This is a genomic window from Arthrobacter sp. U41 (genome assembly GCF_007679325.1).
GTDB lineage: Bacteria > Actinomycetota > Actinomycetes > Actinomycetales > Micrococcaceae > Arthrobacter.
Genome location: NZ_VEGI01000001.1, coordinates 1,688,851 through 1,705,000 on the forward strand (window position 1 = coordinate 1,688,851; position 16,150 = coordinate 1,705,000).

A 16,150-nucleotide genomic window follows, 5' to 3' on the forward strand; every position below is an offset into this window, starting at 1 on the left:
TATCCGGCCCGCCCTTCCGCCGGCACAGGCCACTGCGCCACCGACACGGGCCGCTTAGCATGGGGGCATGGCGGACATGACCATCTTCACAGTGGGGCACTCCACGCACCCCATCGACGAGTTCATTCGCATACTGAAGGCCCACGGCGTCAGGAAACTGATCGATGTGCGCACCGTTCCGAAGTCGCGGCACAACCCGCAGTTCAATGCGGACGCCTTGGCGGCGAGCGTGCGGGCCAGCGGAATCACCTACCGGCGCATGGAAGCCCTCGGCGGCCTGCGGCATGCCCGGAAGGACAGCCTCAATGACGCCTGGCGCAACGCGTCGTTCCGGGGATACGCGGATTACATGCAGACCGAGGACTTTGCCGCCGCCATCGGCCAACTGCTGGACCGCGGGCGGACCAACGACGCGGCGATCATGTGTGCAGAAGCCGTCCCGTGGCGCTGCCACCGCTCGCTGATCGGCGACGCGCTCCTGGTCCGGAACGTCCAGGTCCTGGACATCATGACGGAGAAGTCCGCCAAACCCCACACCCTCACCTCGTTCGCCCGCGTCGACGGCGAGCGGATCTGGTACCCGGCGGGCTGACCCCGCGCTGGTTTAAGGAGGGGTTACCAGCGCGGGTGGATCGCGGCGCGGAAGTACTTGTCGTAAATTTCCCGGACGCCGACGTCGAACGTTGCGTCAATCCCGCCAGCCCCCGCCGCTTCGGCGTTGGAGCGGGCCTGCTCCACGTTGCGGGCGCCCGGGATCACCGTGCTGACGCCGTCCTGCGCCGCGATCCAGGCGATGGCCGCCTGGGCGGTGCTGACGCCGTCGGGCACCAGTTCCTCGAACTCGGCCACGGCCTTCAAGCCCTGCCCGAAGTCCACGCCGGAGAAGGTCTCCCCGACGTCGAACGCCGAGCCGGTGCGGTTGTAGTTCCGGTGGTCGTCCGCCGCGAAGGACGTGTCCGCCATGTATTTGCCGGAAAGCAGCCCCGAGGCGAGCGGTACGCGGGCGATGATGCCGACGCCGGCGGCCTCCGCCGCGGGCAGCACGTCGTCCAGCGGCTTGAGCCGGAAAGCGTTGAGGATGATCTGCACGGTGGCCGTGCCCGCGTGCCGGATGGCTTCGAGGGCTTCGTCGGTCCGCTCGACGCTGACGCCGTAGTTCCGGATGGCCCCCTCGGCCACGAGAGTGTCCAGTGCGTCGTAGACTTCGGCGTTGCTGTACACGGCGGTGGGCGGGCAGTGCAGCTGGACCAGGTCCAGGCAGTCCGTCCCCAGGTTCCGCCGGGAGCGGTCCGTCCATTCGCGGAAGTTGGCCAGGTTGTAGTTCTCCGGCCGCTGTTCCATCCGGCGGCCCATCTTGGTGCCCACCGTGATGTCCAGGCCCGGGTTGTCGGCGAGGAATTTGCCGATGGCCTGTTCGCTGCGGCCGTCGCCGTAAACGTCCGCGGTGTCGAAGAACGTGACCCCCGCTTCCGCCGACGCGGCCAGGATGGCCTGCGCCTGCGCGGGGTCCACATTGCCCCAGTCCGCGCCAAGCTGCCAGGTCCCCAGTCCGACGATGGAGACGTTCCGTCCGGTCTTGCCCAAGATTCGCTGTTCCATCATCCGACTATATGCCGGACCTGCAGTGGGGTGGCCAGTCCCGCTTCCTTCAGGCCCAGATAGATCTTGTCCCGGGCAATGGGAAGCTCCGCAAACCGGACCCCCGTGGCGTTGCGGATGGCGTTGGCCAGCGCGGGCGCCACCGGGTTGAAGGGGCTCTCGCTCATGGACTTCGCGCCCAGCGGTCCCAGCTTGTCGCTGGTGTCCGCGAAGTACACTTCGCTGCGCGGCACGTCCGCGAAGGACGGGATGTGGTACTGCCGGAGGATGTCCGTGGTGACCCGGCCGGCGTCGTCCACCCTGACTTCCTCATACAGCGCGGCGCCCAGCGCCTGCGCGATCCCGCCTTCGATCTGCCCGCGGCACTGCCGCGGGTTGACCACAACACCGGCGTCGGCGGCCTGGACGCTCTGCAGGATCCTCAGCTCGCCCGTCCCGGTGTTCACGGCCACCCGGAAGCCGTGGACGTTGAACGCCACGGACCGCGGGGTCCCGCCCCAGTGCCCCTCACCGGACAGGTCGACGCCGGCCGCTGCGGCGGCGTCGTGCAGTTCCGTCAGCGGCACCCGGGTTCCCTCGCACACCACCGCGTCCTCCTCCAGCACACACCCGGAGGCCTGAACCTGGCGGATTCCGGCGGCGAAGGCGCGGATCCGCACCGCGAGTTCCTCGGCCGCGGCCAGCGTCGCTTTGCCGGCCACCACCGTTCCGGCCGAGCCGAAGGCGCCGGAATCGTGCTCCACCAGGTCCGTGTCCGACTGCCGGACCGTGATCCGGCCCGCGGTGGTGGACAGGGCGGTGGCGGCGAGCTGGGCGTGCACGGTGGTGGTGCCGTTGCCGAATTCCGCGGTGCCCACGTCCACCTGGTAGGTCCCGTCGGGCAGGAGCCGGAGCCTGGAATGCGCGAAGTGGCCGCGCGGGGGAACGGTATCGATCATGGACAGCGCCGAGCCCTCCCCGGTGACCCAGTCCGGGCCGAGGTCCTCCAGCCCGGCATCCCGGTAGCGTTCCCGGCCGCGGTCCAGGGCGTCCTGCACCAGGCGCGTGCACTGGTCCAGCCCGTAACTGCCGTAGAGCACGTCCTCTTCGGGGTCGGGGTGGGTGGAGAGCATGTCGTCACCCTCGCGGACCATGTTGCGGCGGCGGAACTCCATCGGATCCATGCCGATCCCGGCGGCGAGCTCGTCCACGGCGGACTCGATCGCGAAGACCGTCTGGCTCAGTCCGTAACCGCGGAAGGCGCCGGACGGCACGGTGTTGGTGTACACCGCGTGGGCGTCCACTTTCTTGTTGGCGCAGTTGTACACGGCCAGGGATTCGCCGCAGCCGTGGAACATCACGCCCACGGAATGGTTGCCGTAGGCGCCGGCGTTGGTGAGCACCTCCAGCTGCAGGGCCGTCAGCTTGCCCTCGTTGCTGGCGGCGGCCTTGAGGTGGATGGTGAACGGGTGCCGGGTGGTGGAGGCCGTGAACTGCTCGGTGCGGGTGAATTCCAGCTGCACCGGGCGCCGCAGTTTCAGCGCGGCTAGCGCCACAATATCCTCGGTGAGGACTTCCTGCTTGCCGCCGAAGCCGCCGCCCACCCGTCCCGCGACCACCCGGATCCGGTCCTCGGGGAGGTCGAAGACCCGGCCCAGGGTACGCCGGACCAGGAAGGGCACCTGGCTGGACGTGCGGATCTGGAGCCGGCCGTCGTCGTCGATCAGGGCGATGGCGGCGTGGGTCTCCAGGGCGGTGTGCTGCACCCGCTGGGTGCGGTAGGTCTGCTCGTGGATGAAGTCCGCGGCGGCGAAGGCCGCGGCGACGTCGCCCAGTTCGGAGTGCAGCTCGGCCACAACGTTCTGTTCCGGCCGGCCGATGCGGGCTGTCGCGGCGTCCTTGTCGCCGTGGACCAGCGGCGCGCCGGGGCGCAGGGCGTCCTGCGGGGTGAACACGGCGTCGAGCACCTGGTACTCCACTTTGAGCGCCCGGACGCCGGCTTCCGCCGCGGCCACGCTGTCCGCGACGACGGCGGCGATCCGCTGCCCGACGAACCGGACCACGTCGTCCAGCACCCGGGTGTCGTCCGGGTCGTCGGTGTAGAGCTCGTGCTGGGCCGTGGAAAACAGCTGCGCGGGCGCGTCTTCGTGGGTGAAGACCGCCTCGACGCCGGGAATCCGCAACGCGTCCGCGGAGTCGATGGACAGCACCCGGGCGTGGGCGTGCGGTGAGCGCAGGAGCTTCATATGCAGGAGCCCGTGAAGCTGGTCTGCGGGGACGTCCAGGGTGTAGCGCGCCGCGCCGGTGACGATGGCCCGGCTGGCGGGGGCCGGGACGTCGTCGCCCAGCTGGCCCGGGCGCGGCTCGGGCTGGCTCTCGCCGGCGATCCCGGATCCCGGCCCCTCGGGATCCGGGTGCCCCTCCCGGCCGCAGACGGCGTCCGCGATCGCCCGGTAGCCCGTGCAGCGGCACAGGTTCCCCTTGAGGTTCCGGGGCAGGTTGGCCTTCTGCTCGTCGTCGAACGTGGCCGCCGTCATCACCATGCCGGCGGTGCAGAACCCGCACTGGAAGCCCTGCCGCTCCATGAACTGCTGCTGCATGGGGTGGAGTTCCGCGGCGCCGGTTTCGGTGCCGGGGTCACTGCCGGTTTCCCCGCCGGCTTCGGTGCGGGCGGTGCCGGCCAGGCCCTCCACCGTGGTCACGGCCCGGCCCTCCGCGCGGACCGCGGGGTAGATGCAGCTGTGCACCGGGGCGCCGTCCACGTGGACGGTGCAGGCCCCGCAGTCGCCGCCGTCGCAGCCTTTTTTGACTCCGAAGTTGCCCTGCTCGCGAAGGAAGGTCCGCAGGCACTGCCCCGGCCTGGGCTCGGCCTGCGCCGGAGTGCCGTTAATGGTCACTGCGCCGTTAATAGTCATTGCGCCGTTGATCTCGGTAACCATGCTCAGGCCCTTTCCTGCTGCGGCGAAACTGTGTGCTGTGAAGGGGGCGCGTCGCCCTGCGGCGGCCAGAAGTCGCCTGAAACGTAGGCCGGCGCCGTGCCTGCCGGGGATGCCAGTTCGGCCCGGATTTCCTCGGCGAGCCGGTAGGTCATGTCCTTCCGCCAGGCCGGCAACCCGTGGATGTCGTCGTGGTAGAGCCCGTCCGGGATGGCGGCGTCGAGCGCTTCAGCCAGCGCCGCCGGCGACGTCGGGGCACCGGGAGGCGCCGCGAGGCGCAGCTGCACGGGGCGCTTGGTGGCGGCGGTGACCGTGAGGACCAGGGTGCCGTCGGCGTCGAGCCTGCCGATCAGCAGCACCCCGGAACGGCCCAGGTTGCTCAACGACAGGCGGCGGAACGCCACCCGGGAGGCAAGGGCCGACGCCGGGAGCTGGACTTTGCGGAGCAGTTCGCCGGGTGCCAGGCAGTTGCGTGCGTCCCCCGTCACGAAGTCCGCCACCGGGACGGTACGGCTGGACCCGCCCGGGCCGAGCACCGTGGCCACACCGTCCAGGGCCGCGCAGAGCGAGATCATGGGTCCGGCCGGCAGGGAGGTGCAGAGGTTGCCCCCCACGGTGGACATGTTCCAGACCTTAAAGGAGGCCACGAAGGAATCGCAGCACGGCCGGATCAGCTCCAGCGCGGGCCAGGTGCCCGCGTGTGCCCGGCCGGTTTCGCCGGCGGGCAGCGCGTAGAGTTCCGCGATGGTGCAGGTGGCTGCGAGTTCGATCCCGGCGTCGGACACCGTGATCGAGGGCCAGCCGGTGGCGCCGAGGTCCAGGAGCCGGCGGAGTGGTTCCTTGCCGAAGGCGAAGCTGCCGTAGGAAAACAGCACGGTGCCGCCGGCCAGCCATGCGTCGCCGGCCTGCCAGTCGGCCGGATCCGCGGTGCGGACCACGGCCTCGATGGTGTTCATGTCCATGGCATCTCCTGGTGGTGCGGGGTGTTGACGGTGTGATGGATAGGTCCGGACCCGTGTTTTAAGGACAGCCCCCGGGCGGAACGGGTCCGGGCTGCCACCAGCTCAGCGGTGATGGAGACGGCCACCTCGGCCGGGGTGACCGCGCCCAGGTCCAGTCCGATCGGGGAATGCAGCCGCTCGGTCTCCGCCGGCGCCACCCCGGCGGCGAGTAGTGATTCCAGCCGCTGGCCGTGGCTCCGCCGTGATCCCATGGCCCCGACGTAGGCCAGGTCCAGGCCAAGCGCGGCCTGCAGCAGCGGGATGTCGAACTTGGGGTCGTGGGTGAGGACGCAGACAACGGTCCGGGCATCGAGGCGGCCGGCCTCAGCTTCCGCGGCCAGATAGCGGTGCGGCCAGTCCGTGACCACCTGGTCCGCCACCGCGAATCTTTCCTGCCCCGCAAAGGCCGGCCGGGCGTCGCACAGGGTGACGTGGTAGCCCAGCAGGCGGGCGGCCGGCACCAGGGCCGCGCCAAAATCGTTGGCGCCGAACACCAGCATCCGGGCCGGCGGCAGCCTGCTCTCCACCAGCAGGGTGATGGGCTCGGAGGCGGGTCCCGCCACCGAGCCGTAGCAGCCTGATTCCGCCGCCAGCCGCACCACCCCCGTGGTCCCGCTTCTCAGCAGGGGCTCCAGTTGCGCGGCGGCCGCCCGCAGCAGGGAGCGGTCCCCGCCGGCTATTCCCAGCAGGGCGGCCACGGCATCGGACTGCGCCACCTGGTAGCTGGCCGGATCCGGGATAACAACCGCGCCGGCGCTTCGCGGGGAGTCGGTACCGGCCGGGGACGCGGCGTCGATCCGGCGGATGAGCGCCAGGCCCGCTGCGGGGTCGTGGGCATCCAGGGTGGCCAGGCCCTCCGGCCGGAGGCCCCCAAGGGTGTCCGCCAGCAGTTCGATGTGGACGTCCAGCTCGCCCCCGCAGGTGAGCCCGACGGCGAACGCGTCCTCGGCGCTGTAGCCGAAGAACTCTCGGCGAGTGCCGCCGTCGGCCATCACCTCCAGGGCCGCAGCCACAACGGCGCCCTCGACGCAGCCGCCGGACAGGCTGCCCAGGACCTCGCCGGCCCCGGACACCAGCATGGAGGTTCCCACCGGGCGCGGCACGGACCCGCCGGCTCCCACCACGGTGGCCACGGCGCAGCGCTGGCCTGCGGCGGCCGGCGGCCAAGCCGCCAGCGACGGCATCAGATCCAACATGGCTGCACTCTCTTTTCTTGTGCGGCGGTCGTGTGCATATTCTCGTTCCAATCGTTGTCCGGGGACAGCACCGCCGCGGCGGCGTGGCCCCGGAAGCGCTGCGCTTGCGGATTTTCGCCCCCGGGATCCCCGGTGCGGCGGTCCGAAAGCGCAGCGAAAGTCCGGATGTCAGGCGCCCAGCAGCGCGTTGATGGGGCCCCGGGCGAAATAGACCAGGAATCCGGCCGTCACCACCCACATGAGCGGATGGATCTTCTTGGCCTTCCCGGACGCTGCCCCGATGATGACCCATGAGATGAAGCCGACGCCGATGCCGTTGGCGATCGAGTAGCTCAGCGGCATCGTGACGATGGTCAGGAACGCCGGCAGGGCCACGGCGAACTTGGTGAACTTGATCTCGCGGATCTGCGCCACCATCATGGCGCCCACCACCACCAGGGCGGCGGCGGCCACCTCCAGCGGAACCACGCTGGTGAGCGGGGTAAGGAACATGGAGCCCAGGAACAGGACACCGGTGACCACGGAGGCCAGCCCGGTCCGGGCGCCCTCGCCGATGCCCGCGGCGGAATCGATGTAGACGGTATTGGAGGATCCCGAGGTGGCTCCGCCGGCAACCGCGCCGACGCCTTCAACGATGAAGGCCGACTTGAGCCGCGGGAACGTGCCGTCTTTGTGGGCGACACCGGCGCTCTTGGCGAGTCCGGTCATGGTGCCCATGGCATCGAAGAAGTTGGTGAAGACCAGCGTGAAGACCAGCATGGTGGCGGCAAGCCCGCCGATCCGGCCGAATGCACCGAACAGGTCGAACTGTCCCACCAGGCCCAGGTCAGGCGCCGACACCAGCTGGCCGGAGAGCACCGGGGTGTTCAAGTGCCAGCCGCCGGGGTTTGTGTCGCTGCTGGGGCCGATGCGCAGGACCGCCTCGACGAGTGCTGCGAGCAGCGTGGTGGCGACGATCCCGATCAGCAGTCCGCCCTGAACCTTGCGGGCCACGAGGATGCCCATGACGAGGAGTCCGACGATGAAGACGAGGGTGGGAACTGAGCTAATGGAGCCGTTGTCGCCCAGCTGCACCGGGGGCCCGGCTGTGGTCGCCCGGACGAAGCCCGAGTCGACGAAGCCGATGAACGCGATGAACAGGCCGATGCCGACGGTGATGGCTGCCTTCAGTTCCTTGGGGACGGCCCGGAAGATGGCCGTCCGGGCGCCGGTGACGCCGAAGAGCACGATCAGGATGCCGTTGATGACCACCAGGCCCATGGCCTCGGGCCACGTGACCTCGTTGATCACCGAGACTGCGAGGAAGGAGTTGATGCCCAGTCCCGCGGCCAGGCCGAACGGCAGATTGGCTACCAACCCGAACAGAATGGTCATCACGCCGGCGGTGAGTCCGGTGACCGCGCCGACCTGCGCGGCCGGCAGCCAGCCGCCGGCCACGTCGGTGGGGGAGTTGCCGGCGCTGAAGCCGCCCAGAATCAGCGGATTAAGGATCACGATGTAGGCCATGGTGAAGAACGTGACCAGGCCGCCGCGGAACTCGCGGGCAAGTGTCGAACCGCGCTCGGTGATGTGGAAGAAGCGGTCCAGGAAAGCGTTCGACGCCGGCGGCCGGGTGTTGCGGTCCTGCCGCTTGGCGTGGGCTGCGGCGTTGGGGTCCGGCGTCGTTGCCGGCTGCGGGCCTTCGTGGGACTGATTGAGGATTGTCATGTCAGCCGCCGGCCCTAGTAGTCAATCCTGGAATCGAGCGTGTTCCAGGTGTGGAAGGGTTCCAGCACTGCTGGGGCCTGGGGATCACCCAGGTCCAGCTTGGACACCGGCATCAGGGCATCGCGGTTGTCGTTCTCGAAGTACTCGTAGAAGACGGCATCATCGAAGCCGACAGAGGCGGCGTCGTGCCGGTCTGCCGCGAAGACGACGCGGTCCACCCGCGCCCACAGCGCGGAGGCGAGGCACATGGGGCAGGGCTCGCAGCTCGTATAGAGGGTGGCCCCCCGCAGGTCGAACGTGCCCAGTTCGGAGCAGGCGCGCCGGATGGCCGTGACTTCGGCGTGGGCGGTGGGATCGTTGGTGGCGGTGACGCGGTTGACGCCGTCGAACGCTTGACCGCCCGCGGTGACGATGACGGCGCCAAACGGTCCGCCGCTGTTCAGGACGTTGGCCGTGGCCAGCTGGATGGATCTGGCCAGAAAATGTTCGGCCGTGACGGTGCTGCTCATGATGCGACTCCCTTTGCCGGGAAGCCGGGTATACCGAGGTGAGACGGAAGGGCCAGATGCGACGGTTACCAGGCTTCAGCATGTGCTTTGAAGGTTAAGTTGCGCCTGGTAGATAGCTTCCCCGGAGTCCGGGTGCCCGCCTTTGGCAAGATCGAGATTAGCACCGGAACGTGAGCTGCACCATAGATTTCTGGAAACTTAATTTCGACATGTGAAATTTATGTTTCCGGAACCTCACACCGGCCGGCCATTGACGGATAGGCTGCGGCCACCCTAGCCTGTTGAAACCCGGCCACGATCCCGGGCACCCTGGATCAGCAGACAGGGCATCACTGAGCTGGCATTTCCTTCCCACGCTCAGACAGGACACCATGATGCCCGCACCGTCCCCGCAATCCCGTCTCTGGGTTAAGAATCCCCGCGGCGCCTTCACCGCCAACAGCCTCGACGCCTCCGGCGGAGTAGTGGTCAGCGGCGGCGTCATCACGGAGGTGCTCGCCGCCGGCCAGCAGCCCTCGGCCCCCTGCAACGAGGTGTTCGACGCCGGCAATCACGTCCTGCTGCCCGGCCTCATCAACACGCATCACCACTTTTACCAGACCCTCACCCGGGCGTGGGGGCCGGTGGCCAACGCGCCGCTCTTCCCCTGGCTGCAGAACCTGTATCCGGTGTGGGCGCGCCTCACACCCCGCGATTTGGAGCTGGCCACCACCGTGGCGCTCGCCGAGCTGCTCCAGTCCGGCTGCACCACCGCCGCGGACCACCACTACCTGTTTCCGGACGGTATGGAAGACGCCATCGACATCGAGGTGCGGGCGGTGCGCCGGCTCGGCATGCGCGCCACGCTCACCCGGGGATCCATGAGCCTCGGGGAGGACGACGGCGGCCTGCCGCCGCAGTCCACCGTGCAGTCACCGGACGTGATCCTGGCGGACAGCGAACGGCTCATCGGCGAGTACCACCAGCGGGGCGACGGCGCCACGATTCAGATTGCGCTGGCCCCGTGCTCGCCGTTTTCCGTCACCCGGGAGATCATGGCCGAAAGCGCCACCCTGGCGGAGCGGCACGATGTCCGGCTGCACACCCACCTCGCCGAGACCCTGGACGAGGAGGATTTCTGCCGGGAAATGTTCGGCCTGCGGACCGTGGACTACCTCGACAGCGTGGGCTGGCTGACCGGCCGGACCTGGCTGGGCCACGGCATCCACTTCACCGACGCCGAGATCGCCGCGCTGGGAGCCGCGGGCACCGCCGTCGCACACTGCCCCACGTCCAACATGCGCCTGGCCTCCGGAACCGCGAGGGTGCTGGAACTGGAGGACGCCGGAGTCCCCGTGGGGCTAGGCGTGGACGGATCGGCGTCGAACGATGCCTCCAACATGATCCTGGAGGCGCGGCAGGCACTGTACCTGCAGCGGCTGCGCTACGGTGCGCAGGTCCCGGTGGAACGGGCTCTGGGCTGGGCCACGAGAGGCTCCGCCGCAGTCCTGGGCCGGCCGGACCTGGGCCAAATAGCCCCCGGGATGCAGGCGGACCTGGCCCTTTTCACCCTCGACGAACTGCGCTTCTCCGGCAGCCACGACCCCGTCGCGGCCCTTTTGCTGTGCGCGGCTGACAGGGCGGACCGCGTCATGGTGGGCGGAGAGTGGCGCGTGGTGGACGGCCACATTCCGGGGCTGGACATTGCCGGGCTCATTGCGGAGCACTCCGCCGCGGCGCGGAAGCTGGTGAACGGCTGAGCGGTTTCCGGCCGCGTCCGCCGGCCGCCTTCACCGGGCCCCGCTGCCGGCCGCGCCGCGGGGCTGGCTGCGGGTCTGGCTGCGGGTCTGGCTGCGGCATCCGATCGTTGCTAGCGTGTCGGAATGAGCCCATCGAAGGCCCCGGCCGAGATCCTTAACATCGCTGGCACCGAGGTTCGGATCTCGAGTCCGGACAAAGTGGTGTTCCCCGAACCCGGGCTGACGAAGCTGGACCTGGTGCGGTACTACCTCGCCGTGGCGGATGGTGCGCTGCGCGGCGCGGGCGGCCGGCCCATGGTGCTCAAGCGCTTCCCGAAGGGAATTGACGCGGAGCCGTTCTTCCAGAAGCGCGTGCCGGAAAACCATCCGGACTTCATCGACACGGCAACCCTGCACTACGCGTCGGGGACATCCGCCGAGGAGGCCGTCATCCGGGATGCCGCGGGCCTGGCGTGGGTGGTGAACCTTGGCTGCCTGGACCTCAACCCGCATCCGGTGCGCGCCGAGGACCTCGAGCACCCCGACGAGCTGCGGGTGGACCTGGATCCGATGCCTGGCGTCGGCTGGTCCCAGATCGTCGACGTCGCGTATGTTGCGCGGGACGTGCTCGACGACGTGGGACTCGTGGGGTGGCCGAAGACCAGCGGGTCCCGCGGGCTCCACATCCTGGTGCGCATCTCGCCGCAGTGGTCATACCGCGACGTGCGGCTTGCCGCCGAAACCTTGGCCCGCGAGGTCGAAAACCGCGCGCCGGGCCTCGCCACGGCGCGGTGGTGGAAGGAGGAGCGCGGCGAGAGTGTGTTCGTCGACTTCAACCAGAACGCCAAGGACCGCACCGTGGCCTCGGCGTACTCGATCCGGCCCTTGCCCGACGCCCGGGTCTCGACGCCGCTCTCATGGGACGAGGTCCGCTCCGCGCGGCCGGAACTGTTCACGGTGCTAACGGTGCCCCGGCGCTTCGCGGACGGGGGCGACCCCCACGCCGGCATCGACGGCGCGGTGGGCTCACTCGATAGACTCCTCGCCTTGGCATCAGAGCTCGGCCCCGCCGACAAACCCCCGCGCGGTGTCGACGGTTCCGGCCGCCGGCAGTCGGTGATGCCGCTCATTGAGGTGGCCCGCACCAGGACCAAGCCCGAGGCACTCACGGCGCTGGAGGAGTGGAAGACCCGGCACGCGGACATCGTCCCGGCCCTGCACCCCGCCGACGTGCTGGTCGACGGAATGCGCGGATCAAGCTCGCTCTGGTACAGGGTGCGGGTGAACCTGCAGCATGTTCCCGAGGCGGAGCGCCCTCCGCAGGAGGAGCTCATCGCCGATTACGACCCCTGGGCCGGCAGGGAGTGGCCGGGGCGCCCGGCGTCCTGACACCGGCCGCCCGTCGAGGCGCACCCCTCGGGTGAGGCGCACCCCCTGGGCGTCAGCGTCCAAACAACGGGAGCGCGCGCAGCCAGCGGGAGATTCCCCGGCCGGCGCGGTCGCAGTCGGCCGGAATGTAAAAGTCCGGATCCGTGGCGCCGAACGGCAGGTACAGCTCCTGGCCGGGTGCCGGAAAGTCAGCGACGTTGTTCTGATCCTGCGGGTCCATCTGTTCCTCCTCGTTCTTGCTTTGTTCCGTACTGTTTCCGTACTTCGGAAAATATTTATTGTCTTGTGGAAACTGTAAAGCGCTGCCCCGCGCCCGTCAAGACCCTGCACCGGCGCCTCGGACCCCATCCGGTCACAATCGGAAAGTTGGGATTGTGATGTACACCACCGCCGGACTGGGCTAACCTTGAAGGTAATTCGTGGCCCAGGTCACGTAACCTGGGAGCAGCAGGCAGGGTTGTAATGAGCTGGCGTCAACTGACGTCGGCTCTTTTTTTGTGGGCCGGCGGTGAAAGAAACGAACGCGAAACGCGTACGAAATTTCTATGTGGGAGTTTTATTCCACATACCGGAAGTTGGGAACCACACCATGAACAACAAGATCGTCCTCGGACAGAACCAGTACGGTAAGGCCGAAGTCCGCGTCGTCAAGATCACCCGCGACACCGAGCGGCACGAGATCGAAGACCTCAACGTCACCTCGCAGCTCCGCGGCGACTTTGCGGCTGCCCACCTGGAAGGCGACAACAGCCACGTGGTGGCCACGGACACGCAGAAGAACACCATCTACGCCTTCGCCCGGGAGGGCGTCGGCTCCCCGGAGGCCTTCCTGCTCCGGCTCGGCGACCACTTCACGTCCAGCTTCGACTGGGTGACCGGCGGCCGCTGGGAGGCCGAGGCGTACAGCTGGGACCGCATCCAGGCCCACGGCGCGGCCCACGACCACTCCTTCGTGCGCAACGGCCAGGAAGTCCGGACCGCAGTGCTGGTCCGCGACGGCGCTGACCGGCATCTCATCTCCGGGCTCAAGGACCTGACCGTCCTCAAGTCCACGCAGTCAGGCTTCGTCGGCTACCCGCGGGACAAATACACCACCCTGCCGGAGACCACCGACCGCATCCTCGCCACGGACGTCTCCGCCCGCTGGCGCTACAACCCCGGCACCGATTTCAGCGCCCTCGATTTCAACAAGAACTACGACGACGTCAAGGCCCTCCTGCTGGAGGGTTTCACCGAAAAGTACTCCCACGCCCTGCAGCAGACCCTGTTCGACATGGGCACCAAGGTCCTCGAGGCACACAGCGAGATCGACGAAATCAAGTTCTCGATGCCCAACAAGCACCACTTCCTGGTGGACCTCTCGCCGTTTGGCCTCGACAACCCCAACGAGGTCTTCTTCGCCGCTGACCGCCCGTACGGCCTGATCGAGGCAACGGTCCAGCGCGAAGACGCAGCACCGGCCGACGCCGCCTGGTCCGGCATCGCCGGATTCTGCTAGGAAACCCCCGACCGTCTCACAACGCCGCGGCCTGTTCCGGGGCCAGCCCCAGCGCCGCCCCCGGAACAGGCCGCCAGTACCCCACCAAGCCACATCTGTTAGCCAGACACTGTTAGCCAGACAAAGACGTCTGCCATGAACCAAGAAAGTCTGCCATGACCATGAAAAAGAAGCCGTCAGCGCTCAAGTCCCGCGCCGGCCGCACCCAATCCGACCGGCCCGAAGACGAACGCCTCCCGATCGGCAGCACCTTCGCCTACGGCCTCCAGCACGTCCTGACGATGTACGGCGGCATCATCGCACCCCCGCTGATCATTGGCGCGGCGGCCGGAATGCCCTCCGAGGAGATCGGCCTCCTGATCGCGGCCTGCCTCTTTGTGGGCGGCCTCGCCACCATTCTCCAGACCATCGGCATCCCCTTCTTCGGCTCCCGGCTTCCCCTGGTCCAGGGCGTCTCGTTCGCGGGCGTCTCCACCATGGTGGCGATCGTGGATGAGGGCGGCGGGATCCAGTCCGTGTTCGGTTCGGTGATTGCCGCGTCGCTGATCGGCCTGCTCATCACACCGCTGTTCTCCAAGATCATCCGCTTCTTCCCGCCGGTGGTCACGGGAACGGTCATTACCGTCATCGGCCTGACCCTGATGCCCGTGGCCGCGAACTGGGCCATGGGCGGCAACAAGGCCGCGCCCAACTACGGTTCCGTGGCCAATATCGGGCTCGCGGCGGTCACCATGGCCATCGTGCTGCTGTTGAGCAAGGTGGGAAGCGCCACCATCTCGCGGCTCTCCATCCTCCTGGCCATGGTGCTGGGCACGGTCATCGCCTTTATTGCCGGCATGACGGACTTCTCCAAGGTTTCGCAGGGCCCGATCGTGGCGTTCCCCACCCCGTTGGCCTTCGGGCCGCCCACGTTCCACGTGGCGGCCATCATCTCGATGCTGATCGTGATCCTGGTGACCCTGACGGAGACCTCCGCGGACATCATTGCCGTGGGTGAAATCGTGGGCACCAAGGTGGACTCCAAGCGCATCGGCGACGGCCTGCGGGCGGACATGCTCTCCAGCGCCATCTCCCCGCTGTTCAACTCCTTCACCCAGAGCGCCTTCGCCCAGAACGTGGGACTCGTCGCCATCACGGGGGTCAAGAGCCGCTTCGTGGTCAGCGCCGGCGGCGCCATCCTGGTGATCCTGGGCCTCCTTCCGGTCCTGGGCCGGGTGGTGGCCGCGGTGCCCACACCGGTACTGGGCGGCGCCGGCGTCGTACTCTTCGGCACGGTGGCCGCCAGCGGCATCCGGACGCTGGCGAAGGTGGAGTACAAGAACAACATGAACCTGGTCATCGTGGCCGCGTCGATCGGCTTCGGGATGATCCCGATCGCCGCCCCGACCTTCTACGACCAGTTCCCGTCCTGGTTCGCCACCATCTTCCACTCCGGCATCAGCTCGGCGGCCGTGATGGCCATCCTGCTGAACCTGCTCTTCAACCACCTCAAGGCGGGCAACTCGGAGAACCAGTCCGTTTTCGTGGCGGGGACCGAACGAATCGTGAAGGAACAGGACCTCAAATGCCTGGCCGACGGCGACCGCTTCGAGGGCGGCAAGCTGATCGACTGCGACGGCAAGGAAGTCCCCGTGGAGTCGGCGTCGAAATCCGAGCACTGACAGCCGGCGGCACCACCGTGATGAGCGCAGCGGCCCCTTTCCCGACAGGAAAAGGGGCCGCTGCGCGGCCGCGCGGGCCGCAGGTTCAACGCCGGGGGTCAGGCCTTGTTCAGGTCCTGCGAAATCGCCAGGGCGGCCTCGCGCAGCAGCGGCACGGCCCGTGCGGCGAACGCCTCGTCCACCCGGGACACGGGGCCGGAGACGGAAATCGCCGCCGGGGTGGGCGCATTGGGGATGGCGATCGCGAAGCAGCGGACGCCCAGCTCCTGCTCCTCCTCGTCGATGGAGTAGCCGCGGTCCCGGATCAGCTTCAAGTCCGCAAACAGGGACTCGACGTCGCCGATGCTCTTTGGCGTGGGGGTGGGCATGCCCTTGCGGGTGACGATGCCGCGCACCGTCTCGTCATCCAGCTGGGCCAGGATGGCCTTGCCCATGCCGGTGGCGTGCATAAAGCCGCGGCGGCCCACCTCGGTGATCATCCGCATCGAGTGCAGGGACGGGACCTGGGCCACGTACATCACCATGTCCGAGTCCAGCACCGCCATGTTGGCTGTTTCCCCGAGCCGCTCCACCAGCGACTGAAGCTCCGGCCGGGCCAGCGCTCCCAGCTGTTTGTTGGCGGCCTCGCCCAGGCGTATCAGACGCGGGCCCAGCGCATAGCGGCGGTTCGGCAGCTGCCGGATGTAGCCCAGCGTGACCAGCGTGCGGAGCAGCCGGTGGATGGTGGGCAGCGGCAGGTCGGTGGAGGAAGAAAGTTCACTGAGGGTGACGTCGCCGCCGGCATCAGTGATCAGTTCCAGAAGATCGAAAACGCGTTCAACGGACTGCACGCCTCCGGGGGCTTTTTCCGCCATGGCTTGGGTCTCCTGAGAGTTCGCTTGCGACAACTTTTATCCGCATCGTGAAAAAAGTGCTTAGTAGACCCAAGATACAGCACCGCCCGCCCGCCGTCGACGC

Annotated in this window: 13 protein-coding genes; 5 read left to right on the forward strand and 8 right to left on the reverse strand. The window is 68.3% G+C overall.

Features of this window, described 5'->3' with window-relative positions; all coding sequences use genetic code 11:
* The first annotated feature begins 67 nt into the window (after nt 1-67).
* The gene (locus FS787_RS07915) at nt 68-592 is read left to right on the forward strand and encodes a DUF488 family protein (RefSeq protein WP_144671625.1); all 525 of its coding nucleotides are present in this window, start codon (nt 68-70) and stop codon (nt 590-592) included.
* A gap of 23 nt (nt 593-615) precedes the next feature.
* On the opposite strand, the gene FS787_RS07920 is transcribed toward FS787_RS07915, so the two are convergent.
* The 6 genes from FS787_RS07920 to FS787_RS07945 all read right to left on the reverse strand — a co-directional run bounded on the left by FS787_RS07920 (nt 616) and on the right by FS787_RS07945 (nt 8,927).
* Nucleotides 616-1,599 (reverse strand): aldo/keto reductase, encoded by a 984-nt coding sequence (locus tag FS787_RS07920; protein WP_144671626.1) that lies wholly within the window; start codon nt 1,597-1,599, stop codon nt 616-618.
* Nucleotides 1,599-4,517 carry a molybdopterin-dependent oxidoreductase gene (locus FS787_RS07925; protein WP_260982447.1) on the reverse strand — a complete coding sequence of 973 codons (2,919 nt, stop codon included), beginning with the start codon at nt 4,515-4,517 and terminating at the stop codon, nt 1,599-1,601. Before FS787_RS07925 ends, FS787_RS07920 begins: the two co-directional genes overlap by 1 nt.
* 2 nt (nt 4,518-4,519) lie before the next feature.
* Nucleotides 4,520-5,476, reverse strand: coding sequence for an FAD binding domain-containing protein (locus tag FS787_RS07930; protein ID WP_144671627.1), 957 nt, complete (start codon nt 5,474-5,476; stop codon nt 4,520-4,522).
* The gene (locus FS787_RS07935; protein ID WP_144671628.1) at nt 5,467-6,711 is read right to left on the reverse strand and encodes an XdhC family protein; all 1,245 of its coding nucleotides are present in this window, start codon (nt 6,709-6,711) and stop codon (nt 5,467-5,469) included. The genes FS787_RS07930 and FS787_RS07935 overlap by 10 nt, the downstream gene beginning before the upstream one ends.
* 168 nt (nt 6,712-6,879) lie before the next feature.
* Nucleotides 6,880-8,418 (reverse strand): NCS2 family permease, encoded by a 1,539-nt coding sequence (locus FS787_RS07940; protein ID WP_144671629.1) that lies wholly within the window; start codon nt 8,416-8,418, stop codon nt 6,880-6,882.
* 14 nt (nt 8,419-8,432) lie between these two features.
* Entirely contained in the window at nt 8,433-8,927 is a 495-nt protein-coding gene (locus tag FS787_RS07945; RefSeq protein ID WP_144671630.1) for a nucleoside deaminase, read from the reverse strand.
* A gap of 371 nt (nt 8,928-9,298) precedes the next feature.
* Here FS787_RS07945 and FS787_RS07950 point away from each other — a divergent pair, with 371 nt between their 5' ends.
* Nucleotides 9,299-10,666: an 8-oxoguanine deaminase gene (locus FS787_RS07950; RefSeq protein ID WP_222124047.1), complete on the forward strand. Its 1,368-nt coding sequence runs from the start codon at nt 9,299-9,301 to the stop codon at nt 10,664-10,666.
* Between the two features lie 123 nt (nt 10,667-10,789).
* Nucleotides 10,790-12,034, forward strand: a complete 1,245-nt coding sequence (ligD, locus tag FS787_RS07955) for a non-homologous end-joining DNA ligase (RefSeq protein WP_144671631.1) — start codon at nt 10,790-10,792, stop codon at nt 12,032-12,034.
* A 52-nt stretch (nt 12,035-12,086) separates the two neighbouring features.
* Here ligD and FS787_RS17965 read toward each other — a convergent pair whose 3' ends face one another.
* Complete coding sequence (locus tag FS787_RS17965; protein WP_186329110.1) at nt 12,087-12,254, reverse strand: hypothetical protein; 168 nt, start codon at nt 12,252-12,254, stop codon at nt 12,087-12,089.
* 369 nt (nt 12,255-12,623) lie between these two features.
* Between FS787_RS17965 and pucL the strand changes: the two genes are divergently transcribed.
* Both pucL and FS787_RS07965 read left to right on the forward strand, forming a co-directional pair.
* On the forward strand, nt 12,624-13,532 hold the full coding sequence (pucL, locus tag FS787_RS07960) for a factor-independent urate hydroxylase (protein ID WP_144671632.1): 909 nt from the start codon (nt 12,624-12,626) through the stop codon (nt 13,530-13,532).
* Between the two features lie 155 nt (nt 13,533-13,687).
* Complete coding sequence (locus FS787_RS07965) at nt 13,688-15,193, forward strand: nucleobase:cation symporter-2 family protein (RefSeq protein WP_144671633.1); 1,506 nt, start codon at nt 13,688-13,690, stop codon at nt 15,191-15,193.
* Nucleotides 15,194-15,291: 98 nt separating this feature from the next.
* Here the strand turns inward: FS787_RS07965 and FS787_RS07970 are convergent, their stop codons facing one another.
* Nucleotides 15,292-16,047, reverse strand: coding sequence for an IclR family transcriptional regulator (locus FS787_RS07970; RefSeq protein ID WP_144671634.1), 756 nt, complete (start codon nt 16,045-16,047; stop codon nt 15,292-15,294).
* Nucleotides 16,048-16,150 lie beyond the last annotated feature (103 nt).